The 23,154-nt window shown below is 73.4% G+C and carries 26 protein-coding genes; 13 read left to right on the forward strand and 13 right to left on the reverse strand.

The features are described from left to right. Positions 1–4: 4 nt before the first annotated feature. The 4 genes from AB0F15_RS09545 to AB0F15_RS09560 all read right to left on the reverse strand — a co-directional run bounded on the left by AB0F15_RS09545 (position 5) and on the right by AB0F15_RS09560 (position 3,789). Positions 5–1,093: a winged helix DNA-binding domain-containing protein gene (locus AB0F15_RS09545; RefSeq protein ID WP_360267766.1), complete on the reverse strand. Its 1,089-nt coding sequence runs from the start codon at positions 1,091–1,093 to the stop codon at positions 5–7. Beyond that, positions 1,090–1,254 carry a hypothetical protein gene (locus AB0F15_RS09550; protein WP_360267769.1) on the reverse strand — a complete coding sequence of 55 codons (165 nt, stop codon included), beginning with the start codon at positions 1,252–1,254 and terminating at the stop codon, positions 1,090–1,092. Before AB0F15_RS09550 ends, AB0F15_RS09545 begins: the two co-directional genes overlap by 4 nt. A 112-nt stretch (positions 1,255–1,366) precedes the next feature. Continuing rightward, complete coding sequence (locus AB0F15_RS09555; RefSeq protein ID WP_360267772.1) at positions 1,367–2,011, reverse strand: TetR/AcrR family transcriptional regulator; 645 nt, start codon at positions 2,009–2,011, stop codon at positions 1,367–1,369. Positions 2,012–2,139: 128 nt separating this feature from the next. After that, entirely contained in the window at positions 2,140–3,789 is a 1,650-nt protein-coding gene (locus tag AB0F15_RS09560) for a glycoside hydrolase family 44 protein (RefSeq protein ID WP_360267774.1), read from the reverse strand. A gap of 397 nt (positions 3,790–4,186) precedes the next feature. On the opposite strand from AB0F15_RS09560, the gene AB0F15_RS09565 reads away from it, so the two are divergent. Beyond that, complete coding sequence (locus AB0F15_RS09565; protein WP_360267777.1) at positions 4,187–5,080, forward strand: expansin EXLX1 family cellulose-binding protein; 894 nt, start codon at positions 4,187–4,189, stop codon at positions 5,078–5,080. Here AB0F15_RS09565 and AB0F15_RS09570 read toward each other — a convergent pair. Next, positions 5,031–5,294 carry a hypothetical protein gene (locus tag AB0F15_RS09570; protein ID WP_360267780.1) on the reverse strand — a complete coding sequence of 88 codons (264 nt, stop codon included), beginning with the start codon at positions 5,292–5,294 and terminating at the stop codon, positions 5,031–5,033. The genes AB0F15_RS09565 and AB0F15_RS09570 overlap by 50 nt on opposite strands. A 115-nt stretch (positions 5,295–5,409) precedes the next feature. Then, a complete protein-coding gene (locus AB0F15_RS09575) occupies positions 5,410–5,640 on the reverse strand; it encodes a hypothetical protein (RefSeq protein ID WP_360267783.1) in 231 nt (76 codons plus the stop codon). 102 nt (positions 5,641–5,742) lie between these two features. Here AB0F15_RS09575 and AB0F15_RS09580 point away from each other — a divergent pair, with 102 nt between their 5' ends. The 4 genes from AB0F15_RS09580 to AB0F15_RS09595 all read left to right on the forward strand — a co-directional run bounded on the left by AB0F15_RS09580 (position 5,743) and on the right by AB0F15_RS09595 (position 8,914). Then, entirely contained in the window at positions 5,743–6,345 is a 603-nt protein-coding gene (locus AB0F15_RS09580) for a TetR/AcrR family transcriptional regulator (protein ID WP_360267785.1), read from the forward strand. Positions 6,346–6,445: 100 nt separating this feature from the next. After that, complete coding sequence (locus tag AB0F15_RS09585) at positions 6,446–7,438, forward strand: zinc-binding dehydrogenase (protein WP_360267788.1); 993 nt, start codon at positions 6,446–6,448, stop codon at positions 7,436–7,438. Between the two features lie 31 nt (positions 7,439–7,469). After that, complete coding sequence (locus AB0F15_RS09590; protein WP_360267791.1) at positions 7,470–7,811, forward strand: EthD family reductase; 342 nt, start codon at positions 7,470–7,472, stop codon at positions 7,809–7,811. A 119-nt stretch (positions 7,812–7,930) separates the two neighbouring features. Continuing rightward, positions 7,931–8,914, forward strand: a complete 984-nt coding sequence (locus AB0F15_RS09595; protein ID WP_360267793.1) for an RNA polymerase subunit sigma-70 — start codon at positions 7,931–7,933, stop codon at positions 8,912–8,914. Positions 8,915–8,947: 33 nt separating this feature from the next. Here AB0F15_RS09595 and AB0F15_RS09600 read toward each other — a convergent pair whose 3' ends face one another. Beyond that, on the reverse strand, positions 8,948–9,901 hold the full coding sequence (locus AB0F15_RS09600; RefSeq protein ID WP_360267796.1) for a PfkB family carbohydrate kinase: 954 nt from the start codon (positions 9,899–9,901) through the stop codon (positions 8,948–8,950). Positions 9,902–9,985: 84 nt separating this feature from the next. Between AB0F15_RS09600 and AB0F15_RS09605 the strand changes: the two genes are divergently transcribed. Continuing rightward, entirely contained in the window at positions 9,986–10,750 is a 765-nt protein-coding gene (locus AB0F15_RS09605; protein WP_360267799.1) for an SDR family NAD(P)-dependent oxidoreductase, read from the forward strand. 25 nt (positions 10,751–10,775) lie between these two features. Here the strand turns inward: AB0F15_RS09605 and AB0F15_RS09610 are convergent, their stop codons facing one another. Beyond that, a complete protein-coding gene (locus tag AB0F15_RS09610; protein ID WP_360267802.1) occupies positions 10,776–11,549 on the reverse strand; it encodes a TIM barrel protein in 774 nt (257 codons plus the stop codon). A gap of 193 nt (positions 11,550–11,742) precedes the next feature. After that, the gene (locus AB0F15_RS09615; RefSeq protein WP_360267804.1) at positions 11,743–13,002 is read right to left on the reverse strand and encodes an alpha/beta fold hydrolase; all 1,260 of its coding nucleotides are present in this window, start codon (positions 13,000–13,002) and stop codon (positions 11,743–11,745) included. 578 nt (positions 13,003–13,580) lie between these two features. On the opposite strand from AB0F15_RS09615, the gene AB0F15_RS09620 reads away from it, so the two are divergent. Then, positions 13,581–14,159, forward strand: a complete 579-nt coding sequence (locus AB0F15_RS09620; protein WP_360267807.1) for an RDD family protein — start codon at positions 13,581–13,583, stop codon at positions 14,157–14,159. Here AB0F15_RS09620 and AB0F15_RS09625 read toward each other — a convergent pair. Both AB0F15_RS09625 and AB0F15_RS09630 read right to left on the reverse strand, forming a co-directional pair. Next, on the reverse strand, positions 14,040–14,690 hold the full coding sequence (locus AB0F15_RS09625) for a response regulator transcription factor (RefSeq protein ID WP_360267809.1): 651 nt from the start codon (positions 14,688–14,690) through the stop codon (positions 14,040–14,042). The genes AB0F15_RS09620 and AB0F15_RS09625 overlap by 120 nt on opposite strands. A 16-nt stretch (positions 14,691–14,706) precedes the next feature. Further along, positions 14,707–15,888 carry a histidine kinase gene (locus tag AB0F15_RS09630; RefSeq protein ID WP_360267812.1) on the reverse strand — a complete coding sequence of 394 codons (1,182 nt, stop codon included), beginning with the start codon at positions 15,886–15,888 and terminating at the stop codon, positions 14,707–14,709. Between the two features lie 160 nt (positions 15,889–16,048). Here AB0F15_RS09630 and AB0F15_RS09635 point away from each other — a divergent pair, with 160 nt between their 5' ends. Further along, positions 16,049–16,501: a hypothetical protein gene (locus AB0F15_RS09635; protein WP_360267815.1), complete on the forward strand. Its 453-nt coding sequence runs from the start codon at positions 16,049–16,051 to the stop codon at positions 16,499–16,501. A 54-nt stretch (positions 16,502–16,555) separates the two neighbouring features. Here the strand turns inward: AB0F15_RS09635 and AB0F15_RS09640 are convergent, their stop codons facing one another. Next, on the reverse strand, positions 16,556–17,086 hold the full coding sequence (locus AB0F15_RS09640) for a MauE/DoxX family redox-associated membrane protein (RefSeq protein ID WP_360267818.1): 531 nt from the start codon (positions 17,084–17,086) through the stop codon (positions 16,556–16,558). 206 nt (positions 17,087–17,292) lie between these two features. On the opposite strand from AB0F15_RS09640, the gene AB0F15_RS09645 reads away from it, so the two are divergent. From AB0F15_RS09645 to AB0F15_RS09665, 5 genes are read left to right on the forward strand one after another with little or no spacing between them, the layout of a single operon-like run. Further along, complete coding sequence (locus AB0F15_RS09645; RefSeq protein WP_360267821.1) at positions 17,293–17,940, forward strand: hypothetical protein; 648 nt, start codon at positions 17,293–17,295, stop codon at positions 17,938–17,940. Between the two features lie 14 nt (positions 17,941–17,954). After that, a complete protein-coding gene (locus AB0F15_RS09650) occupies positions 17,955–18,479 on the forward strand; it encodes a hypothetical protein (RefSeq protein ID WP_360267823.1) in 525 nt (174 codons plus the stop codon). After that, positions 18,445–19,011, forward strand: coding sequence for a hypothetical protein (locus AB0F15_RS09655; protein ID WP_360267826.1), 567 nt, complete (start codon positions 18,445–18,447; stop codon positions 19,009–19,011). The genes AB0F15_RS09650 and AB0F15_RS09655 overlap by 35 nt, the downstream gene beginning before the upstream one ends. Next, the gene (locus tag AB0F15_RS09660; RefSeq protein ID WP_360267829.1) at positions 19,008–19,184 is read left to right on the forward strand and encodes a hypothetical protein; all 177 of its coding nucleotides are present in this window, start codon (positions 19,008–19,010) and stop codon (positions 19,182–19,184) included. Before AB0F15_RS09655 ends, AB0F15_RS09660 begins: the two co-directional genes overlap by 4 nt. Positions 19,185–19,202: 18 nt before the next feature. Next, the gene (locus AB0F15_RS09665; RefSeq protein WP_360267832.1) at positions 19,203–19,766 is read left to right on the forward strand and encodes a hypothetical protein; all 564 of its coding nucleotides are present in this window, start codon (positions 19,203–19,205) and stop codon (positions 19,764–19,766) included. Here AB0F15_RS09665 and AB0F15_RS09670 read toward each other — a convergent pair. After that, complete coding sequence (locus AB0F15_RS09670; RefSeq protein WP_360267835.1) at positions 19,741–23,022, reverse strand: S8 family serine peptidase; 3,282 nt, start codon at positions 23,020–23,022, stop codon at positions 19,741–19,743. The genes AB0F15_RS09665 and AB0F15_RS09670 overlap by 26 nt on opposite strands. Positions 23,023–23,154: the final 132 nt, after the last annotated feature.

Raw genomic sequence — 23,154 nt, forward strand, 5'->3', positions numbered from 1 at the left:
GGGGTCAGCCGGGTTCGACCCGGACGCAATCGCTTGCGCCGCCGGAGAGGAACGTCGCGAGTTCCCCGCCTTCCTCGGCCACGGCGGCGTGTTCGGGCCGGGACAACCGCCGCAACGGCCGCACCGCCACGTCGTCACCGTCGACCGTCCAGGTCGCCGAAACCCGGCCGTCCACCAGCACCACCCGCTCGCCCGCCACCGACAGCCCGCGGTGGGCGTCGTCGATGATCCGGGAGCGGTCGTCGTAGCCCAGGATCGCGTTGTCGAACGCCGGCAGGAACCGCACCGGCGCGGGCGTGTCCGGATCGGGGCGCGGTGCTCCGGGCAGGTCGAGCAGCTCGCGGCCGCGCTCGTCGCGGAAGACCACCAGCTCCTCGCGGAGGGCCTTCACCGTGGCGGGCAGGCCGGTCAAGCCGCACCACGTGCGCAGGTCCGCCGTGGCCGCCGGACCGAACGCCGTGAGGTAGCGCCGCACCAGCGCCCGCCCGACCCGGTCGTCCGGGGCGAGCGGGTCGGCGTCGCGGCCGAGCCACGTGGCCAGCGGGAGGTTCCGCACCCCCGCCTTCGTGCGCCACAGCCCACGCGGCGGCAGCTGCACCGACGGGATCAGCGCGGCGATCAGCAGTTCGCCGAGCGCGCGCGGGCCAGGGGCGGGCCACCGGACGGCGACCGCCCGCGCGAGCTCGCCCATCGAGCGGGGCTCGCCGTCGGCCAGCACCGCCCGGCCCGCCGCCGCGAGCTCGGCGAGATCCACTCCCTCGAGCTCGCGGCGGTAGGTGCCGAGGACACGACGGCACAGCATGTCGTCGAACCGGCTCCGCCACGCCAGCACGTCCTCGGCGGTGAGCAGGTGGACGGTGCGGCGCATGAGGTGGGTCCGCACCACGCGCCGCCCGGTCAGCAGGACGTCCAGCGCCGCCGGGTCGAACGCGCGCAGCCGCGACCACAGCCCGGTGAACGGCGCCTGCGGCTCCTGCGCCTGCAGACCGCCGAGGTGCGCGACGGCGTCGAACACGGGCAGGGTGGCGCGCTCCAGCAGCAGCTGCCGGGCCAGCGTCGCGCGGTTGAGCGCCCGCGTGTCCAGGACGGTCACGCCGGCTTCCGGCCGTCGAGCGTCTCGCGGTCCGCGTGGCCGGTGTGCCGGGCGGTCTCGGCGATGACCTGCATCGGCAGCCGCCGGTCGTGGTGCTCAGGGCGGCGCGGGCGGCCGCCAGTCCGGCGAGGAGGTCGTGGTGTCGTCTGCACGAGGAACATCGTGCCGGAGGTAGCGGACAGGATGTGTCCGCTACCTCGGCGAGAGGGCGGCCGCGCCGAAAATCTCCGCGCGGCCGCGGCGATACGCCGAGGCCGGTCGCCGCACGACCGGTCAGGCGCTGTCCGGTGAGCCGGTGCTCGGCGTCTCCGGGGTGACGCCGAGCATGCGCAGCACCAGCCCGCCGTACTCCTTGCCCAGCGCGGCCGGTGTCTGCCGGGCGCGTTCGCTGTACCACCGGGCGACGTCGACGCCGAGCGAGAGCACCGCCCGGGCCGCGACGTGCGGGTCGGACACCGTGAACACGCCGTCGGCGGCGCCCTCGGCGATGACGTCGCGCACGATCCGTTCGATCCGGCGCCGCAGCGCGGCGACCACCTCGAACTCCTGCTCGGGCAGCGCCTGCAGCTCGTACTGGACGACCCGCGCCACGGTGTGGCGCCGCGCGTGCCAGGCCACGAAGTCCTCGACGACGAGCCGGATCCGCGCGACGGGATCGGACTCGTTCGCGACGACGTTCTCGACCAGCGCCAAGGTCTGTTCGTGGCCGTACCGGCTGATGGCGAACAGCAGCGCGGCCTTGGAGGGAAAGTGCACGTAGAGCGCGGCGGGGGACATCCCCGCGGCGGCGGCGATGTCCCGCGTGGTGGTGGCGTGGTAACCGCGCTGGGCAAAGGCATCCACCCCGGCCAGCATGAGCCGCCGCGCGGTCTCCGGCTGCACGTCCGGCCACAGTTCGGCCGACAGCGACGTCGTCATCCGGTGATCCTCCCCGCTCGCACCGCCCCGGTGGCGGCCACGACGGCCGGCCCGGTCGTCACCATTGTAAGCAGACGCTTAGTGCGAGGTGCGGCCGCTCCGTGGCGGAGAACCGGGCCGGGCGGCCCTCAGGACCGGGGCGACGGCAGGACCAGCAGCGTGATGGAGTTCGCCGGGTACGTGGCGCTGACCCGGCCGCGACGCACCGGCAGATCCGCACCCCGCACGATCGAGGACAGGTCGCCGGGGCTGTAGGTGAACCGCTGGGCCTTGGCGTTGCCGGGGACACCGGCGATCGACGTCGGGGCGGTGAGGTCGGTGCCCGTCTTGTTGACCACCATCATGGTCAGGGCCCCGTCGCACCGGCGCTGGGCGCCGTAGATCGCGAGCTGTCCCTGGTCGCTGCTGGCCGCCGACACGCTCACGTCGCCGAACCGGCTCCCGGCGCCGTCGTAGTTGCGGTACATCCGGAACGCGTACGCGGCCGGATCCGTCGGTTTGGGTTCGCCCCAGATGGTGGCCAGGTCGAGCCCTTCGCGGCCGAAGATGCCGAGGACGTCGGCTTCGGCCAGCGCGCCGTTGATGTCGTCCAGGGCACCCCAGTTGTACTCGGTGATGGCGGTCTTGGTGCCGGGGTCGTACTGCGAGACCCAGGACTTCATGGTGCGGATGAACTGCAGCGGCGGAGCGTTGACCCCGCTGGGACCGATCCACGACTCCTCGACGTAGGACGGGTCCCACAGCGAGCGTGTCGACCGCAGCCGCAGCGCGTTGGCTTCCGGGTTCTTGTCGCCGCTGATCTGGGGGTAGTAGTGCTGGTCGAAGTAGTCGAGGAGCCGCTTGCCGGCCGCGGCGCCCGCGTCCTTCATGTTCTTCAGGAACCACTGGGACAGGTTGAGCCCGCCGTGGGCGGCGGCGTCCGCGCCCGGCGCGCACCCGTCGAGCCCGGAGGCGAGCCACTCGCAGTAGCCCCAGCCCGACGGGCCGAGCACCGCCGCTCGCGGGTCGGCGGCCTTGATGGCCGCGGCGGTCGCCGTGCTCTTGCTGCCCAGTTCGTCGTCCGTCACGGGCTGGGGGTGCACGTCGCGGTGCGTCGAGCTCCACAGCACCGGCTCGTTGTCGAGTTCGTAGATCGGGACGCCGCCGCGCGCGGCCGGGCCGAACTGGTTCACCAGGTGTGACACGAGCTCGCCCGCGAACGACGCGTCCGCCGGGGTGGAGGTGTCCGTGGGCTCCGCCCCGGTCAGGTTCGCGTTGGCCAGCTTGCCGTTGCCGCAGTTGGCGTCCCACTGGTCGAACGCGTCCTGGGCGGGGAAGCGGGTGGCCGGGAAACCGCAGGCGTGCGGCGACGCCGGCGAGTCTTTCGCCACCCAGCCCGACATCGGCACGGTGACCACCTGCTTGATCCCGTGGTCCCGGTTGCGCTGGACGTAGGCCTCGAGCGTGTTGTCCGGTCCGGCCACGATGTTCTCGAAGTACCAGTCACTGCCGGTGTTGTAGGTGTGGTTCTTGAAGTTGTAGCGGCTGCTCGCGTTGCCGCCCCAGCGCGAGACCGGGGTGCCGAGCTCGGCGACGAGCGCGGGATCACCGCCGTTCATCCCGTAGATGTCGGGGCTGATCGCGTGCCGGGCCGCGAACAGGTCCACGGACAGGCTGAGGTCGGCGGCGGAAGCCGGTGGCGCCGCGACGGCCTGGACGGTCAACAGCGCCGCCGCGAGACAACCGCCGGCCGTGATGGCTTTGTTCGACCGTCGGCGATTTCGCCGCTGAGCAGTCATCGTTGACTCCTGCCGTCGATTTCTGAGAGCGCTCCCATACGGTACCGGCCGGTCGTCTGCCGTCAATCGGTCAATCGGAGCACCGGTGCCGGATCGGGTGGCCGGGGTGCGACGCCGTGGAACTCGGCCAGTGGGCGGCCGCAGAGTGCCCGTTACGCCCGGTTGCGGCCGTCGTGCCGCGGCGTGCCGGTGGCCGCCGGGTGTCCACTTCGGACGGATGACTCGTTCGTCGAAAGCTTCGAAATCCGCCGTCCGGGTCGGCTGTGTTCACGCTCACACGACCGGCCGGGAGTCGTTGACCGGCCCTCGTGGGCTGTCTACTGTGGAACACCACCCAGGGCTGTCTCGGTGCTGGTCGTGTTCGAGATCGGCCGGTGGCCGCGATCCGGGAGGTACGGTGCCCAAACGCGGCGTGATCGTGGCTGTGGTGGCGTTGTCCGTGGTGGCCGCGACGGCCGTCGTCGTCCTGGTGGCGACCCCGGCGAACCGCATCGACGGCGCGGCCTCGGCGCTGGGGTCGGACGGCGGCCAGGCGATCGGGATGGCCGCCACCCTGCCGCCCGCCGGCACCCCGCCCGCCGGCACGCCGTCGGTGAGCACGCCGGCGACCACGACGACCACCGCGTCCGCCGGCGTCGCGCCCTCGACGTCCACGGCCGCGTCGGGTGGTGCGTCGCTCGCCGGGCGGATCAAGCCGGGCGTCACCCGCTCCGGGGTGGCCACCTTCTACGACACGGACGGCACCGGCGCCTGCGGGTACGACGCGAGCCCGGACCCGTTGAACGCGGCGATGAACGTCGCCGACTTCGAGGGCTCCCGGGCGTGCGGGGCCTACGTCCTGGTCCAGGCGGCCACCGGCGCCAGCGTGACGGTGCGGATCACCAACCTGTGCCCGGCGCCGTGCCGGGTCGGGCAGCTGGACCTGAACCCGAAGGCGTTCGACCGCCTTGGCGCGCGCAACCTCGGGGAGATCCCGGTCACCTGGAAGCTGGTGAACCCGCCGACGGTGAAACAGATCTCCATCCGCTACAAGGTGGGCTCCTCCCAGTACTGGTGCGGCATCCAGGCGATCGATCACCGGAATCCGCTGGCCCGCCTGGAAGTCCGCACGGGCAGCGGCTGGAAGCAGCTGCAGCGCACCGACTACAACTACTTCCTGTCGGAGAACGGCGCCGGCTGCGGCGGGGCCATCGCGATCACCGACATCTACGGCGAGCGGCTGGTCATCGACCCGCTGCCGGTCAAGGCCGACGTCGTCCAGCCGACCTCCCGGCAGTTCGCCCGGCACTGACCGGCCACCAGAACGACGCCTGCCGCGCGGTCCGGCCCGGCATCACCAGGGCCGCCGCGTCCACCTGGGACACCGCATCCGGCAGTACGGCGAGGTCGCGCGCCTCCGCGGCGAGGTACTCGGCCGCGGCCCCGTCACGGTGCCGGTCGGTGAGGCCGTACACGCGGTCGCCGATCCGCGGGCCCGTGGCGCCGTACCCGACCTCGGCGACCACCCCGGACACCTCGTGTCCGGGACGGCCGGGGTGCGGTCACGCCCGCCGCGGTCGACCCAGGTCACCGGCCAGGCCAGGGGCGGGGTGGCGGTGCGGCACGGCCACCACCGGCTGATCATCCGTCGCGATCCTCCGCCTGCTTCACCCCGCGGCTGCCCCAGCCGGCCAGGAGCACACCGGCGAGGGTGAGGACGCCGTAGCAGGACAGCCACACCGGGAATCCGCCGGGCAGCCGGCCGATGAGCCCGGCATCGGCGTGGTCGGCCAGGAGCCGGATGCCGCCTTGGGCGCCGAGGACCAGCAGGACCATGCCCGCGATCAGGCCGGTCACCGGGTGCGCTCGCATGGCGTCTCCCTTGCTTGAAGTTATGGTTCGATCGAACCATAACAGGTGTTGGTACGATCGAACCACAACGTCCCCGCAGGGTTCCCGGGAAGGACGGGCGGCATGCCCCGACAGGTGGACCACGACCTGCGTCGCCGCCACATCGCGGAAGCCGTGTGGCGGCTGGCCACCCGCGGCGGCCTGGAGCAGGTCACCCTGCGGCAGGTCGCCGCCGAAGCCGGCGTCTCCGCCCGGCTGCTGCAGTACTACTTCGGCACCCGCGGCCAGCTGCTGCTCGGCGCGCTCGAAATCCTGAACACCGAGGCCGGGGACCGCGCCCGGGAACGCCTGGCGGCGGCCGGCGAGCCGCCCGGCACGCGCACCACCGTGCGGGGAGTGCTGCTGGAACTCCTGCCCCTGGACGAGGAACGACGGAACCGGCACCTGGTGTACGCCGCGTACTTCGTCCGGTTCCTGACCGATCCCGACCTCACCGAAGCGGCCCGGAACGAACCGCACGCGCTGGCGGACCTCGTCGCCGGCCTGCTCGTCCGGGGACAGCAACTCGGCGAAGTGCCTCAGGACGTCGACCCCGTGGCCGAGGCGGCGTTCCTCGTCGCGGGCGCCGAAGGCCTGCAAGCCGGCGTCCTGCTCGGGCAGCACACCCCCGACCGGGCCGTGCGCCTCGTCGACCACCAGCTCGACCGCCTCTTCACGGGCAGCTGAAGGCCGATTCCTTTCGGCGGGGGCGGAGGTCTTCCTGTTTCGACGGTGCGGCCCGGCGGAGACGCCGGCCGCGACGAAGCCGAGACCGGAAAGAGAACCGATGAGCACTCCCGCCACCATGCGTGCCCTGCAGCAAACCTCGCTGGAGGGGCCGCGAGCCCTGCGCTTGATCACCGACGCGCCGGTACCGGGCCCCGGCCAGGGCGAAGTCCTGATCCGGGTCGCCGCCGCCGGGGTCAACTTCGCCGACCTCTCCCAGGCCCGCGGCACGTTCCGGGGCGGCCCGCAGCCCCCGTACGTGGCCGGCTTCGAGGCGGCAGGCGAAGTCGTGGCGGTGGGGGAGGCGGTGACGACCCCGCAGCCCGGGGCTCGCGTCGTCGGTGTCGGATCCGGCGCGTTCGCCGAGTACATGGTGCTGCCCGCGGCTGCGGCGATGCCGGTGCCGGCCGGCTGGAGCGACGGGCAGGCGCTGGGCCTGGCCGTCAACTGGCCCACCGCGCTCGCCGCGCTCAAGCAGCTGGGCCGCCTGGTCGCGGGGGAGACCGTGCTGATCCACGCCGCGGCAGGCGCGACCGGCCAGGCCGCGGTGACCATCGCCAAGCACCGCGGTGCGACGGTCGTCGGCACCGCTTCGCCGGGCAAGCACGAAATCGTGCGGGGACTGGGGGCCGACCACGTCCTGGACCCGCACCGCGAAGACCTCGCCGCCGCCGTGCGGGCCCTGACCGGGGGTGCCGGTGCCGATCTGGTGCTGGAGTCGGCCGGCGGTACCGGGTTCGCGGCGAGCCTGGCCGCGGCCAAGCCGGTCACCGGCCGGGTCGTCGTCTACGGCCTGGCGGGCGGCGAAGCCTCGCTCACCAACTGGGAACTGGTGTACCGGTACCAGGTCCACGTCATCGGCCTCAACATCGGTGTGCTCGCGCAGGCCGCGCCCCGGGTCTTCGGCGAGGTCATGGGCGAGGTCTCCGAGCTCGTCGCGACCGGCGTTCTCACCCCGGCGCACCCCACCACCCGCGCCCTGGCCGACGGCCCGAAGGCGCTGGCGGAACTGGAAGCCAGGGCGACCGTCGGCAAAGTGGCGTTGCTGCCCTGACACCCGCACCGCCGGCACAGAAAGGAAGCCGATGACCGCAACCGTGAACCCGGCCGCCAAGCCGACAGCGCGATTCGTCGTGATCTACGACAGCCCTTCCGACGTCGACGCGTTCGAACGGCACTACAACGAGGTCCACGTTCCGTTGGCGAAGCAGTACCCCGGCCTGCGTCGTTACACCCGCAGTGATGAGCCGGTACCGGTGATCGGCGAGCCGTGCTACCTGGTCGTGATGCTGGACTGGGACGACATGGGCGCGTTGGAAGCCGCGCTCGGGTCCGAAATCGGCCGGCGTGTCGCCGAGGACGCCACGGCGAACCTGGCCCGCTACGCGACCATGCGCGGAATGGTCCTCCGGCTCCGCGAGGCCTGATCGCCGACACCGCCGCCGCGCGAGAGAATCCGGCTGACCTGCGGTGCGATTCCTTCGCGCCGCCGTCACGGTCTTCATGGCGGGAACCACCCACGGAACCGGACGAAGGAGCAACGCCCATGACGACCGAGCTGCGGGAGGCGGCGGAGAAGGACCGGTTCGCCGCCGAGACCGGGCGGTTCCGCCGGGAACTGCTGGCGCACTGCTACCGGATGGCCGGATCGGCGCACGAGGCCGAGGACCTGGTGCAGGAAACCTACCTGCGGGCGTGGCGTTCCTACGCCGGCTTCGAAGGCCGCGCGTCGATCCGGTCGTGGCTCTACACGATCGCCACCAACGTCTGCCTGACCGCGGTGGAGCGGCGCCGGATGCGGGTGCTGCCGTCCGGCCTGCGGGAACCCTGCGACGATCCGGACCGGCCGCCGAGCCCGGCCGGGCCGGGCGAGGTCTCGTGGCTCGGACCCCTGCCGGACCGATGGATCGCGCCCGACGATCCGGCCGCGGCGGTGGTCGAGCGCGAGTCCGTGCGGCTCGCGCTCGTCGTCGCCCTGCAGCAGCTGCCCGCCCGTCAGCGCGCGATCCTCATCCTGCGTGACGTGCTGGCGTTCACCGCTCCCGAAACCGCGCGGATCCTCGGTACCACCACGGCGGCGGTGAAAAGCGGCTTGCAGCGCGCCCGCGCCCGGCTGGCCGATCGGGACCCGGCGCCCCGGCAAACCCTCGAACCGGCCGATCCGCGGGCGCGGGCCCTGCTCGAGGGCTACATCGCTGCCTTCGAACGCTCCGACGCCCGCCTGCTCGAACACGTCCTGCGGACGGACGCCACGCTGGAGGCGACCCCGTTCCGCGACTGGTACGCGGGCCGGGAAAACTGCCTCCGCCTGCTCGAAAACTCCGTGCTGGGCGCGCCGGGCGAGTGGCGGCTGATCGCCACCGCCGCCAACGGCCAGCCGGCCGCCGCCGTTTACCGCCGGGACACCGCCGGGGCACTCCGGGCCCACGGCATCGTCGTGCTGACCCCCACCGCCACCGGTGTCTCCCGGGTGATCGAGTTCCACGATCCCACGCTGGTCGGCACCTTCGGCTTCCCCGAGCTGTCGTAGCCAAGGCCGGGGCCCGCGCCCGTGGCGACGAACTCAGTGCGGCGCGTCGGAGTTCTCCAATGTCGCGGTGGTCGCCGCGAAGGCGTCGGCGACGGCGAGGTCGAAGTCGCCGTGGTCGCTGCCGAGGCCCTGGGCCACCAGCGCCGCCGCGGCGCAGCCGAGCACCGCCGCGTCCCGCAGGGGCCGGCCCAGGCCGATGCCGCGGAGGAAGCCGGCCGAGAACGCGTCGCCGCAGCCGGTGGTGTCGACGACGTCCACCGCGAACGCGGGGACCGTGTGCACCTCGTCCGCGGTGACCACCAGGACGCCGCGGGCTTCGCGGGTGACGGCGACACAGCCGACGCCCTGGCCGATCAGCGCGCGAGCACCGTCCTCGAGCGTGCCGGCGCCGGTGAGGCCGAGGACCTGCTGCTCGTTGGGCAGCAGGTAGTCCAGTGTGGACAGTGCGGGGGCGATCCAGGCCAGGACGCCGGGATCACCGGGCGCGAGCAGGTCCGCGGAGGTGATCACCCCGGCTCCGCGCGCGGGGGCGAGGATCCGGGCCGCGTTGTCGCCGCCCATCAGTTCGGGCGCGCCCAGATGCAGGTGCGTAGCGCGGGCGATCTCCTCGTGCGGGGCGTCGGCCGGCCCGTAGGTGAGGTTCGCGCCCGGGACGTGGAAGGCGGGCCTGCTGCCGTCCGGGCGGATCGGCAGCACCGACGCCGAGGTCTGGACCCCGTCGCGGCGGACCACCAGCGAGGTGTCGATCCCGTACCCGGCGAGCATCGTCAGCAGCAGGTCGCCGATCGGGTCCGCGCCGACCGCGCCCGCGGCGCGGACCGTCGCGCCGAGCTTGGCCAAGGTCAGCGCCGTGCCCGCCGCGGTACCCGCCGGGCCGAACCGGATCTGCTCCACCAGCGTCGCGCCCTGCCCGGCCGGGATGGCCTCGACCGGCCGGACCTGGACGTCGAACACGTGCGCGCCGAGCGTGACGATGGTCTGGGTCATCGGCCTAGCGTAGGGTCAACATGAAACAAAGTCACGTTCAGGTTTGCCGGGACGGGACCCGATCGATCCGGACAGGACGGTGCGATGGCCAGGCTGGTGGACGAGACGATCCTCATCGTCGGCGCTTCCTCCGGGATCGGTGCCCAGGTGGCCCGTGCGGTCGCCGGGCACGGCAACCGGCTGGTGCTCGTCGCCCGGCGGACGGCCGAGCTGGCGGAAGTGGCCGCCGACGTCCGCGCGGCGGGCAGCGCCTGCCTCGACCTCACCGCGGACGCGCTCGATCCCGGCTCCGCGGCCGCGGTGGTCGCTCGGGCGGTGGCGGAGTTCGGCGCGGTGGACGTCGCGCTGCTCAACGTCGGCCAGGGGCCCGACATGCCCATCGCCGACGTCGCCGTGGCCGACATCGCGCGGGTGATGGCGCTGAACTACGACGTGACCGTGCACTACCTGGTCCCGCTCATCGCGCAGCTGCGCCGCCAGGGCGGCGGGCTGATCGCGCAGACCAACTCGCTCGCCGGGCTGCTGGGCGTCCCGCGCCAGGGACCCTATTCGGCCGCGAAGGCGGCGGTGCGCACGCTGATCGACGCGGCGCGGGTCGAGCTCGCGCCCGAGGGCGTCCGCTTCACCTCGCTCTACCCCGGCTTCGTGGCGACCGCGCGGGTCAGCGCCGACGGACTGCCGAAACCCTTCCAGATCACCGAAAACCAGGCCGCGCGCTACGTCGTCCGGGCGCTTCGGCGGGAACCCGCCGACTCTGCGTTCCCCTGGACGACGTCCACCCTGGTCCGGCTCCTCCGCGCGCTACCCGCACCCGTTTCCGGCGCACTGCTGAGAAGGCTTGCGCGGTGAGAAGCCGACGGGCGCGGTCTCCCGCTCAGGACCCGAGCCAGCGCAGCAGGGTGGCGGTCTCCCGGGGCAGCACGGCCGGGTCGTCGTCCGGGACGAACTCGAGCAGGAGGTCCACCGGCCGGGTCCCGGCGACGAGGTCGAGCACCGGCCGCCACAGCCGTTCGCGTTCGGGCAGCGGCAGCCGGGTCTGGCCAGGCCACCACGAGAAGACGTGGATCGCACTGACCCGCTCGAGCATCGTGCTCAGGCCGTGCAGCGCACGGTCGTCCGGCTCGTCGACCGGCGGCTGCCAGTACGTGGACAGGGCGTCGTGGCCCACGTCGTCGAGCAGCCGCACCGTCGCCGCGGGCGTGTCCGCCAACGTTCCGGAGTGGAACTCCAAGGCGACCGAAAGCCCCCGCGAGGCGGCGATCTCCGCCGCCTCGCGCAGGGACGCTGTCACGTTCGCGCGCGTCCGCGCGGAAGCGCCGGCGGAACCCTCGGTGCCGGCCCACACCCTGATCCGGGCCGCGCCGAGCGCCTCCGCGGCCGCCGCCACGACGGCGAAGTCCGCAGTGCCGGCGGTGTCCTGGCCCGCACGCCAGTACGAGCCGTAGGAACAGGTCGTCAAGCCGCGCGCGGCCGTCTCCTCGCGCACCTGGCGCAGGGCGTCGGCCGAACGCGGGGGAGCGTGGACGTCGGCGCCCCACTCGACGAGGCGCAGCCCGGCCGCGGCGGCGTCCTCCGCCACCTGCCGGGCGGGCAGCGCGCGGAACGTCACCGAACACAGGCCGATCCGGTCTCGCAGGGTGGGCGACACGCGACTCCTCGGGTAAGCGCTTTCTCCGGCAGCCTAGATCAGATCGCCGGTGGCGGACAACCGGTGCGGCGCGGCGGTCACCCTTCGCGGCGTACGGCGAGGTAGACGGCGCGCACGGCGAGGGTGCGTTCGATCTCATCGACACGATCACCGCCGTCTCGGTCCCACCCGCCGCCGCGTCACCACTGCCGGTTCACCACTGCCGGTTCACCGCGCCGATCTCGTCCTGCACCCGCGCGCGCAGCCCGGCCACGCCGTCGGAGAGTCGCGTTCGGACGGACGCAGCCGTGCCGCGCACCGGGCCGGCGACCGGGTACACCTGGTCTTCGCCCGGCAGCGGAACACCCGGGCAGGTCGTGGCGCGTGGCCGGGAGTTCTTGACCAGGAACACGTTCACGAGACCGTCGACGCACGGATTGCCCGCCAGGGCGTACTGGCCGTGGAACGGCGAATCGTCCACCGACACCAGGGGCACCCCGGCCGAGCGGGCGCCCGACGTCGCCTGCTCGTAGCCGGTCTGCGGGTCGAATTCCCCTTGCACGACCAGGATGCCGGCCGCGGCTTCGGGCGGGACGTCCGGGAGTTCGTGCCGGGGCCGGTCGGACCAGAAGCCGCACGGTTCGCCGAGGCCGTAGGCCCAGCCGAACAGCGGGTAGCGCGGGCCTTGCCGGTCGCTGAGGCGCCGGTACCAGGCCGCCGGACGGGTGGGCTGGTCGCCGCACGCGACGGCGAAGCGGGTGCCGGGCACCTGCTTGTAGTCGGGGGCGAGGTCCGCCGCGATCACCCGGTCCGTGGTCAGCTCGGCCGCCGGGACGCCGAACGTCGTGCGGGACACCGCATCGAGGTCACCGGCCATGGCCTCCGGGCCGGGGGCGGCCGTGCCGTCGAGCGCCTCGGCGCCCGAGAGGAAGATCAGCGCGCCGAGCACCCACCGGATCGGGCTGCCGTTGCCGACGAAGAAGCCGTCGTAGGTGTCCGGGGCAAGGCCGTGCGTGCCGTAGTAGGCGCGGACGCGTTCCCACTTCGCCTTGACCTCGGCGGCCGTTCCGCCCAGCTGCGCGGGGAAGTTCCGCGCCAGCCACGGCAGGTAGACGTCGTCGAACTGCCGCTGGTCGATGACCGGGAACGCTTCGAAGTCGGCCTGCAGCCTGCCGTCGAAGTCGACGCTGGAGTCGAGCACGAACTTGCCGGTGTGCGCCGGGAACAGCGACGCGTACTTCGCGCCGAGCCAGGTGCCGTAGGAGTAACCGAGGTAGTCGAGCTTCTCGTCGCCGAGCAGGACGCGGATCAGGTCCATGTCGTGCGCGGTCTGCCAGGTCGTGACGAAGGGCGCGAGCGCGTCGCTCTGGCACGCCTCGGCGACGGCCCGGGGCACCTGCTGGTGGGCCGCGATGCTCGCCGTGGAGCGGTCCCGGGCGTCGAGGGGGCCCTGCGGCAGCCGCCCGACCGGCACCTGGCACTGGAAGCCGCGGTCGTCGGTGCCGCGTGGCCGGTGCCGCGCGGGTCCATGCCGACGAAGTCGTAGAGCTGGTTCACCGTCGGCTGCAGGGCCGCGAGTTCGCCCGCGAGCGGGGTGCCCTGGCCGCCGGGACCACCGGGGTTGAGCAGGAGCGCGCCGCGGCGGTCGCCGGTCGCGGCGACCCGGCTGATCGACACCTCGAGCTCCGGCCCCGCGGCCGGGGCGGCCCAGTCGCGCGGAACCGTGACCCGGGCGCACTGCGCGGGTTTCTCGTCCGCCGCCGGCTTGAACGGGCAGTCGCCCCAGCTCAGCTGCTGCGTCGTGTAGGGGGCCAGCGGATCGGCGGCCGCGGCGGGCACCGCGGCCGTGAAGAGGGCGGCCGTCGCGGCCACCAGTCCTGTCCGGGAAAGACGCACCGGAATCCTTTCGGTCGGTGAGGGGTGCGTCCGAGCGTGGCCCGGCGGCACCCGCCGGTGATCAGCCCGCGGGCCGATCTCGCGGCGCCCGCCTCGGACCCGGGTATGAGACGCACCCAGCGCGCGCCCGGCCGCCGGGACCGAGATCATGGGCTCATGACCGATCCGGGACTCGGCGTCGCCGGGCGTCGCCTGGTGCAGTTCCTGCTCGACGAGCTGCTCGTCTTCGTGCCCATGCTGCTGCTCGCGATCGCGGTGGTCTGGGTGTTCCACCCGCACGGCCCGGCGCTCCTGCCGTTCCTCAAGATCGTCTTCTACGGCATGCTGGCGCTGGACCTGGCGGGCCAGTACTTCGTCAACGCGTGGTGGCCGTACCGGCACGGCGGGCAGACGCCGGCGATGCGCCGGCTGCGCCTGCGGGTCGTGACGCTCGAGGGCGCGCACCCGTCGCTGGGCGCGTTCGTCGTCCGCGAGCTGCTGATGGTGGTCGACGGTTTCGCGTGGGGCCTGGCCGGGATCGTGGTGATGCTGGCGAACCGCCGCCGTCAGCGGTTCGGCGACATCGTGACGCGCACGGTCGTCGTGCGCGTGCCGCGGCGCCGGGACGGCAACCACTCAGCGGACCAGGCCGCTTTCCCAGGCCCAGATGGCGATCTCGGTGCGGTTGCGGGCCCCCAGCTTGCGCTTGGCCGCGCCGATGTGGGTCTTGACCGTCGGCATCGACACCACGAGTGAGCGGCAGATCTCGTCGTTCGTCTTGCCGTGGGCCACGGCCTTCACGACGTCGAGTTCGCGCGGGGTGAGCGGGTTCTCCGGTGCGGTGACGCGCCGGGGATCGCGGTGCGCGAAGTGCGCCAGCAGCCGGGTCGTGATCGCGGGGGAGACCAGCGCCTCGCCGTGGGCGGCCGCGTGCACGGCCTCGACGAGCAGGTTCGGTCCCGCGTCCTTGAGCAGGAATCCGCAGGCACCGGCCCGCAGCGCCGCGTGCACGTTCTCGTCGAGCCCGAACGTCGTCACCATCACGACGTGCAGCGGCTCCGGAACGTCCGGGCCGGCCAGCAGTTCCGTCGCCCGCAGCCCGTCCACCCCGGGCATCCGGATGTCCATCAGCGTGACGTCCGGGCGCAGCTGCCGGGCCAGCCGCACCGCCTGATCCCCGTCGGCGGCTTCGCCGACGACCTCGATGTCCGGCTCGCCTTCCAGGATCAGCCGGAACCCCGCGCGGACCATCGCCTGGTCGTCGGCGATCAGCACTCGCGTCGGCACCCGGTCTCCCCTCGCCTCAGCCCGGTTCGAGCGGCAGCCGCGCGACGACGCGCCAGCGCCGGCCGTCCACCGGGCCCGCCTGCACGGTACCGCCCACCGCCGCGACCCGTTCCGCCATCCCCAGCAGGCCGTAGCCACCCCGGCGGGGCGGCCGGGCGACGCCGTCGTTGATCACCTCGACCAGCAGCTCGCCGGGCGGCTCGTGGCGGACGAGCACCCGCACCTCGGCGGCGTCGGGCGCGTGCCGGCGGACGTTGGTGAGCGACTCGGTGAGCAGCCGGTGCGCGGTGGTGACGACCTCCGGCGCGACCGGCAGCCCGGCGAGATCGGGGCTGACGTCGAGGTGGATGCGGTCGTCGTCGGGGACCGCGCGGTCCACGGCGGTGGCGAGGTCGGCCGGCGGGACGAAGAGGTCTTCCTCGCCGGTCCGCAGCGCGCCGACCAGCCGGCGCATCGCGGACAGGGCCGTCGCACCCGCGGTTTCGAGTTCGGCGAACGTCGCGGTGTCGCCGCCGGTGCGCTCGGCGACGCGGTGGGCGGCCTGGACGCGCACGACGATGCCGGTGATCTGGTGGGCGACGAGGTCGTGCAGCTCCCTGGCCAGCCGCAGCCGCTCGGCGTTGCGGAGTTCGAGGACGTCGACGCGGTGGCGGACTTCGGCGTCGCGCAGGACCAGTCCGCCGGCCAGCGCGCCGCCCCAGACCACCGCGGCCCCGGCGGCGTAGAGCGCGGCCGGCGTTTCGGCGCCGTAGCGCAGGATCGGGGCGAGGATCGCGGCGCACCCACCGAGGACCGCCTGCACGGCGGCCGCCTTCGGCGAAAGCCGGTGGCAGCACGCACCGACCAGCAGGGCGAGCGCGAGGGTTTCGGCCGCGCCGGGCTGTGGCGGGAGCCGCGCGCCCGTCGTGGCGAGCCCGGCGGCGACCGCCGTCCCCAGCAGCGACAACCCGGAGACGGCGGCGGCGAGACCGGCGATGTGGCCGGGGAACCGGCGGCGCAGCACGGCCAGCAGCGCCACGACCGGGCCGACGCCCGGCGCGAACTCGATCGCGAGGCTGGTGAGCCCGCCACGGCCGGGACCGGCCCGGGCCGCGAGGACCGAGTCGAGCACCACCAGCGCACCGAGGACGACCGCTTCGGCCACGAGCGGGCCACGGCGGCCGGTCCACGGGATCCGTGAGTGGCCGGCGAAGGTCATCTGCCGATGGTGCCGCACTGCCGGGCTTCGCGCGCCGCTCGCCGCGGGAAACTCGTACCCCGGTACGAGACGGCGGGGACGATCTCGTACTGCCGGCCGATCGCGGGCGCGGCGGTTCCCGGAAGACTCGGGACGGTGGACGACCGAAGGGGAGATGCTGATGCGTGAGGCCGATTTCACGGCCGGTACGCGGCCCGTCGAAGGCGAGATCGAGGGCCTGCCGGGCTGGTACTTCGTGCTGGTCGGGCTGCTGGTGGCGAGCAACGACCTCACCAGGCAGTTCAGCGATCGGTACGGCTGGGTCGCGCTGCTGCCGCTCGTGCTCGTGGCGGTGCACCTGACGCTGTGGTTCACGCTGCTGTCCCGGCGTCGGCGGTATCTGCGTGCGGTGTGGCGCAGCAAGCAGGCGCTCGCGCTCGTGGCGGTGCTGTTCGCGCTGCGGCTGCTGCTGCAGGTGGGGCTGGCCAAGCTGACCGACGAGGCCGCGCCCCTGCACAGCTACAGCCACCTCGTCATCGGACTGGTGATGCTCGTCGTGACCACTGCCGGGGCGTGGTTCGATCAATGGCTCATCCTGCGGGTGGTGAACCGGGACGCGGACCACGGGCGGTGATTTTCCGGCGAACAGCAGTCAATCAACCCGCCGTTCCGGGAAACCGGCAAAGAATCATCGACCGAAGCGGCCGGATTCTCGGCTGCAGGCTCCGCGCCAAGCCGGAATCAGGTGGTTCGCCATCGCGAGCACCGCGGCGGCCGCCACGCACGACCACCGGTCCGCGCCCGGCTCGATCGGGCCGGCGGCCGCGCACCCGGCACTGCCCGCGGCGAGCGCGACCGCTCTGGCCACCACCGCCCACGACACCGCCTCCGTGCCGAAACAACCGCACGGCACGCCCGGCCGCCGGCTCCGCAGCACGGCCGCGTAGGCGGCAAAAGCGCAATACAGCCCGGCTTGTGCGGCCGACGGCAGGACCGCGGCCGCCGGGGCCGCGAGCAGGGAGGCGAGCACCGCCAGGCCCACCAGCACCTCCGCGCCGGCGGTCGCCACCGCCACGAAAGCCGCCGCCGGCAGCAGGCGGTGGGCGCGCAGCACCGCCCGGTGCTCCCGCGGCCGCGCCCAGTGGGCGACGCCCGCCACGACCAGGAGAATCGCCCCGAATGCGGTCAGGACTGTCATTCCCGGCCGGAAAACGTTCATGGAGCCACCGTATCGCCGACACGGTATCGCTGACACGGTATCGACCGACAAAAGTACCGTCCCCGTTCGGCCCAATCGGGAAAGCGTTTCCGGACGATCGTGGCCACCCGCGAATCCGTCGGTTAGTCTCACCGGGCGCGATTCCGGGAATCGGAGGTCTCATGGGGACACAACGGCTGCGATTGGTGGCGCCGAGCGGTGACCGGGTGACCGTGGACCTTCCCGCGGCGGCTCCCGTTTCCCACGTGGTGGCCGGAGTCCGCTTCGTGGGCGGCTCGTTCGGCACCGGGTTCCAGATCGGGCCGCGCGGCTACCACGACTTCGCCTGCACGCACGTCGCGCCGGCCCGGACCCGCGAGCGCCTGGTCGTGCACGGCCGGGAAGTGCTCGTCGCCGAGGCGGCCGACGGGCAGTCGTCCGTGGCCACCCTGATCGGCGCGTACCACGAACTGATGACCGTGTACGCCGGACCGGCCCCCCGCCGCGACCGCGTCCTGGCCCTGTTCGGCTCGCTGCGGATCGAAGACCACGTCGGCGGCATGACCGTCGTCCCCCGCGCGGCGACCCTGCTGGATCCGACGAACGAACACTTCGTGGTCGTGGTGAAGGACCACGGTTCGCTGTCCATCCCCGCGCCGCGGCAAGCCGCCGCCTTGATCCCGCGGCACGCGGGCGCGCGCACGAAACACGGCGAGGTCTGGAAGGCCGGGTACGCCGGGGAGTCCGCGCGTTCGTTCGTCCTGGGGTGCCCGGCCGGGCTGGCCGAGGTCCACCTCGCGGACACGGCGGCGAAGACCGAACGGCAACGGCTCGACTGGCTCGACGAGATCGGCATCGCCTGGAACCAGGACTGAGGGAGGGGCCGCCGATGACGTCGTCGATCGCGTTCTCCCTCATCACCTGGGCGGCGATCATCCTGCTGTTCTTCGGGCTGGCGGCCGTCCTGCGCGAGGTCCGGCTCCTGCGCGGGATGGTCACCCGGACCACGGACGGATTCGTGGCCGTACCCCCGGACCTGGTCCTCGGCCCGCGGTTCGCCGGCGGCGACGGCCGGATCGTGGCGGCGGTCGATTCCGGCTGCCCGTTATGCCTGACGGTGGTCGAGCGGCTCGCCGGGCTCGGCGCGGAAGCGACCCTGCTGACCCACGAACCACCCACGACGTGGACCGGTCTGGCCCGCGGCCTGCCGGTGATCAGCGACGGCGAGGCGTGGCGTTCGGTCTCGCACCTGGCGCCGCCGGTGCTGATGCTGCTCGACGGAACCGGCCGCGTCCGCCGGCTGCTGCTGCCGGTCCGAGCCGGGGAAGTGGACACCGCACTGGCCGACTGGGCCGGCCCGAAGTCAGGAGGCGATACCGGTGACACTGGAGTTGGCGCGCATTCCCGATCATGACCGGCCCGCACCGGGTGCCGTGGGCACCCGTGCCGGAACGGAACTGAAGGCAGGCGGCACGCGGAGGACGTTCCTGCGCGCGGTGGTGCTCGGTGCGCTGACGCTCGGCGCGACCGCGCTCGACTGGTCCGGCCTGTCCCGCACCAGGAAGGCGAACGCCGAGTTCAGCCCGTACGGCATGCCGGGCTTCGACCGCAACGACTGCCACGACGCCTATCCGACCGGCTACGCCGAACTGCCCGACACCAGCGGCACCTACGTCAACGCCTACGCCGCCTGCTTCGGCGGCTTCTGGCGGGGAAGCACCTACTGCGAGGCGGGCTGGCACAAGTACGGCACCTGGAACGAGGGCGGCATGCAGGTCGATCACCAGCCCGTGGCCAACACCTGCGGCCAGTTCGCAGGCAAGAACGCGTGGCGGTGGACGACGCCGGACCTCAAGGTCTACCGCTGCTCGGACGGCTTCTCCACCTTCTGGGGCGGCGGGTACACCGGCCAGACGTACCTGACCATCTGCCGGGCCGCCCTTTGACGCACGGGACTTCGCGGCGCCGGTGGCACCCGCTGACGATCGCCGCCGGGCTGCTGCTCGCCGCCGCCGCCGTGACGGGCGCGCTCCTGCTCGCCCGGCCCGGGTGGCTGCCGCCGAGCGCGTGGCTCGTGCTGTGCGCGGCCGCGGGGTTCGCCACCAGCGGCTCCAGTTGAAGCCGGAACTCGGCCTTCGTGCTGAGCTCGCCGGTCTGGCGAGGCACTCCGACACTGGCGTTCTGCGCGGGACTGGTCTGCGGGGGCGCCCTGACCGCGACCGTCCTCGTCGTGGCCGGCTCCCTGCTGCGCGCCCCGCTCCCGGACGCCGGCCGCTGGGCCGTGGTGGCCGCGGCGCTGGTGGCGGTGCTGCTCCGGGAGTCGGGCGTGTGGTCGTTCCGGCTGCCGGAAAACCGGCGGCTGGTACCGGACACCGTGTTCCGCCTCGGCCGGCACCTCGGTCCGCTGCAGTTCGGCATCGAGATGGGCACCGGCGTCCGCACCTACCTGCCCAGCGGCCTGCCGTACGTCGCCGCGGTCGCCGTGGCGTTCACGGCTCCGGTGCCCGCCGCTCTCTGCGCGGGGGCCGGGTTCGGGATCGGCCGGGCCCTGATGACGACCGCGAACCTGCGCTACGGCGCGGACAGCGCGTGGGACGGGGAATGGCGGGCCCACGGCCGGGAACTGAGGTTCCTGACCGGGGCCGCCTTCGTCGTCCCGCTCGCCGCGCTCGCCGTCACGGCGTCGTCTGGTACGCCCTGATCACCGTCTGGGTGAGCGCGTTGCCTTGCGCGTCGCGGGCGGTGATCCGCAGCGACACGAACCCGTCGCCCGCCGGGTTGCGCACCACCGCGAGGCCGCCGTTGCCGAGGCGCACGGTGGGCGCGGACGTCCAGGTCGTGCCGTCGTCGATGGAGGTCTCGACCCGCAGCTCCGCCAACCGGAACTCGCCGGCGCCCGGCTGCCGCTGCGCGGTCAGCGCCAGCACGAACGGCTTCCCGGCCGGTGCCCGGCTCTGGTCGTCGACCGCGCCCTGGGCCCGGACCACCAGCAGCGGCAACGGCTGCACCGGCGCCGCCGCACCCGGCTCGCGGAACGTCCACGCCACGTCCACCTTGGTGCCCACCACCGACCACGGCACGCTGCGCGTGGCGACGGACCGCAGTGTGTAGGTGCCCGCGCCGTCCGGAATGGTGAACGCCCCGAACGCCGGGCTCTCGGTGGTGCCCAGCTCGACGCCGTCACGCGACAGCGTCGCCGTGCCGGTGAGACCGCCCGGCGGCGAGGTGTACTGCTCGGGGTCGCTGCCCGAGACCAGCGGAATCGCGTACGTCAGCTGGTTCCCGGCGCGGAGCACTCCCCAGCCGTCCTGCGGCGCGCCGAAGGCGGGCCCGACCGGCGCGCGGTTCCAGCCGGAGTGCTGGGGGCCGGCCCGGTAGGTGCGGTAGGAGTAGTTGTTCTCCGCGTCCGTCAGCGGGTCCGGGTACACCGCCACGATGTGCTGCCAGCTCACCCCGGGCGTGTAGTACTCGGTGCGCCGGCTCGGCAGCGCCTGCGGCGCGATCTCGTACGTCCCGCTGTCGGCGCCCGGGAAGCCGAACGTGACGTCGTCGAGGCGCAGGCTCGACGCCGGTTTCCCCTGGGTGTGGTACCGCGCGTCGACCACCGCGAGGTCCCGGTCGCGCACCCGGAAGACCGGGTCGGCCGGAACGCGGCCGCGCTCCAGCAGTGCCAGCTGGTAGACGTACCCGTTCGGATCCACCCCGGGCGGCCGGGCGGCCAAGGTGGCCCGGAAGTACAGCGCGTAGGTGTGGTCGGTGACTTCGCCGCCCGAGCCGGCCGCGTACAGCTCGGTGCCCGGCTGGACGATCCAGGCGAGCGTGTTCGTGCGGGTCCCGGCCGGATTCCCGGAAACCAGGCCCAGTTCGCCACCCTGCAGCCGCGCGTCCGGGCGATCGACCACCGCGCGCACGGGTTTGCCGGCACGCGCGTCGAGCGTGACCGCCACATCGCCGGTCACCGGCAGACCGGGCCGGGACAGCAGCGTCACCGCGGCCGGCCGGGTCTGTCCCGTCGGATCACCGGACACGTCGAACGCGTTGAGGTCGTAGCGCCCCTTGGGCACCCGCACCACGGCGGTGCCGTCGGCGCGGAACGGCCGCACACCGAACGCGGCGCCCGTCGCCGTGTCGACCAGGGTGGCGACGCCCGCGGTGAACCCGCCGTCCCGGCCGATCAGCCGGACGGACACGTCGTAGCTTTCGCCCTCGAGGAAGGCACCGAGCGCGGTCTGCACGGTGATGCCCGGCGCTGTCGCGGTCAGCCTGCCGCCGTACTGCCCGGCCGTGCCCGCGTCCGCCAGGAGGGTGACGCCGACGTCGGCGTCACCGTGGGCGGGGACCACGACGGACGGCGCCGACGGCGTGAACAGCGGCGCCGAGCTGGTGAGCGTCAGCGTGACGGGCGCGTCCCCGTCGTTCCGGTAGGTGACGGTCTTCGTGACGGGCCGGGTGCGCGGCCAGGCGACGAAGCCGTAGCCGAGGCTGCCGGTGGTGGCGGTGACCTGCTGGGTGACCGCGCGGCCCGCGTCCACCCGGCCGGCACCCTGCTCGACGACGTCGGCGGTGGGCCGGGCGGTGCTCGTCAGCGTGGTCTTGAGCCGGCCGGCGAGCCAGTCCGGGTGCCGTTGCAGCAGGAGCGCCGCCGAACCGGCGACGTGCGGCGCCGCCATCGACGTGCCGGAAAGCCGGGCGTAGGCGGCGTCCACCGGAGCGGTGTCGCCGTCGCGGGTGCCCGCGGCCCTCGCCGAGACGATGCCCTCGCCGGGGGCGGCGATGTCGGGCTTCACCGCGTGGTCGCCGAGCCGGAAGCCGCGGTTCGAGAACGGGCTGGTGGTGTCCTGGGCCGACACGCTGCCGACCGCGAGCGCCGCATCCGCCGCGGCGGGCGCGACGACCGGTCCGGGTTCGGGCAGGTCGAGCGAGCGGTCGTTGCCCGCCGGGGCGACGAACAGGGTGCCGTAGCGGCTCGTGAGCGCGTTCACCGCCTGGGACACCGGATCCGTGCCGTCGGTCGCGTCGCCGCCGAGGCTCATGTTGACCACCCGCACCTTCGGGGCGATCCACTCCATGCCGGCGATCACCGCGGACTCGGGGCAGCCGTAGGCGACGCAGACCTTGCCGCTGATCAGCCGCGCGTCCGGGGCCACGCCGCGGTACCGCCCACCGGAGGCGGCTCCGGTGCCGGCGATGATGCCGGCGACGTGCGTGCCGTGGCCGAGGTCGTCGCTCGCGTCCGGCCGGGTGCCGGTGAAGTCCTGGGCTTCCAGCACCTTGCCGGCCAGGTCCGGGTGATCGGCCCGGACGCCGGTGTCGAGCACGCCGACCGTGACGCCGCTGCCCGTGTAGCCCGCCTGCCAGGCGGCCGGGCCGCCGATCTGCGGCACGCTGACGTCGAGGGCCGGCGTGGCCAGTCCGTCCAGCCACACCTTGCCGACCCCGGCCCGCAGCGCGGGGGCGGCCCCGGCGGTCAGCCAGGTCCAGAACTCCGTGCCGCGGCGCTTGTCCTGGCGCAGGGCGGTGCCGTGCACGCTCGGCAAGGCGCGGACGGCCGTGGTGGCGGGGGCCGCGGGAAGGGCGGATGCTTCGGCCGGAGAGGTGACGATCAGCGGGAGGCTCGGCGCGGAGTCGGTGAGGTGCTGCCGCACCAGTTCGGAAACGTCGAACAGCCGGGAATCCAGCCTGCCCGCCGCCACCAGCGGCAGCGCGTCCGAAGGCACCACGGTGATGTCACCGGTCTTCGTGCCGGTGGTCGTATTGCGGAAGAAACCGATCCGCTCGCGGCCCGGTGCCGGTTCGACCACCACGGTGCCCGCCCCGCGGGAATGCGGCAGCAGCCGCACCCGGTCGCCGGTGATCAGCGTGACCGTCTGCCCGGGATCACCGGAAGCGAAAGACAAGGCGGCCGGTTGAGCCGCCGCCACGGGTGGCGCCAGGCTCGTCGTCAGCACAACTGCCATCGCCAGCGGTATTCGATGCACGTCAGTACCCTCCGGTCGAGATCGTTTCGCGCTTTTCCGCGCCATCCGCCGTGGGAAATGTCGGAAAAATTCACACCCCTCGAATCATGTTTTCCCCAGGTATGGCCGGCG

The sequence above is a fragment of the Amycolatopsis sp. NPDC026612 genome, from assembly GCF_040638285.1.
Classification (GTDB): Bacteria; Actinomycetota; Actinomycetes; order Mycobacteriales; family Pseudonocardiaceae; genus Amycolatopsis.

Bases quoted from the DNA above. Each gene is read 5' to 3' on its own strand.
- AB0F15_RS09550 (WP_360267769.1), bottom strand. From the start codon at position 1,254: ATGTTCCTCGTGCAGACGACACCACGACCTCCTCGCCGGACTGGCGGC.
- AB0F15_RS09555 (WP_360267772.1), bottom strand. From the start codon at position 2,011: ATGACGACGTCGCTGTCGGCCGAACTGTGGCCGGACGTGCAGCCGGAG.
- AB0F15_RS09560 (WP_360267774.1), bottom strand. From the start codon at position 3,789: ATGACTGCTCAGCGGCGAAATCGCCGACGGTCGAACAAAGCCATCACG.
- AB0F15_RS09575 (WP_360267783.1), bottom strand. From the start codon at position 5,640: ATGCGAGCGCACCCGGTGACCGGCCTGATCGCGGGCATGGTCCTGCTG.
- AB0F15_RS09580 (WP_360267785.1), top strand. From the start codon at position 5,743: ATGCCCCGACAGGTGGACCACGACCTGCGTCGCCGCCACATCGCGGAA.
- AB0F15_RS09585 (WP_360267788.1), top strand. From the start codon at position 6,446: ATGAGCACTCCCGCCACCATGCGTGCCCTGCAGCAAACCTCGCTGGAG.
- AB0F15_RS09590 (WP_360267791.1), top strand. From the start codon at position 7,470: ATGACCGCAACCGTGAACCCGGCCGCCAAGCCGACAGCGCGATTCGTC.
- AB0F15_RS09595 (WP_360267793.1), top strand. From the start codon at position 7,931: ATGACGACCGAGCTGCGGGAGGCGGCGGAGAAGGACCGGTTCGCCGCC.
- AB0F15_RS09600 (WP_360267796.1), bottom strand. From the start codon at position 9,901: ATGACCCAGACCATCGTCACGCTCGGCGCGCACGTGTTCGACGTCCAG.
- AB0F15_RS09605 (WP_360267799.1), top strand. From the start codon at position 9,986: ATGGCCAGGCTGGTGGACGAGACGATCCTCATCGTCGGCGCTTCCTCC.
- AB0F15_RS09620 (WP_360267807.1), top strand. From the start codon at position 13,581: ATGACCGATCCGGGACTCGGCGTCGCCGGGCGTCGCCTGGTGCAGTTC.
- AB0F15_RS09630 (WP_360267812.1), bottom strand. From the start codon at position 15,888: ATGACCTTCGCCGGCCACTCACGGATCCCGTGGACCGGCCGCCGTGGC.
- AB0F15_RS09635 (WP_360267815.1), top strand. From the start codon at position 16,049: ATGCGTGAGGCCGATTTCACGGCCGGTACGCGGCCCGTCGAAGGCGAG.
- AB0F15_RS09640 (WP_360267818.1), bottom strand. From the start codon at position 17,086: ATGAACGTTTTCCGGCCGGGAATGACAGTCCTGACCGCATTCGGGGCG.
- AB0F15_RS09650 (WP_360267823.1), top strand. From the start codon at position 17,955: ATGACGTCGTCGATCGCGTTCTCCCTCATCACCTGGGCGGCGATCATC.
- AB0F15_RS09670 (WP_360267835.1), bottom strand. From the start codon at position 23,022: ATGGCAGTTGTGCTGACGACGAGCCTGGCGCCACCCGTGGCGGCGGCT.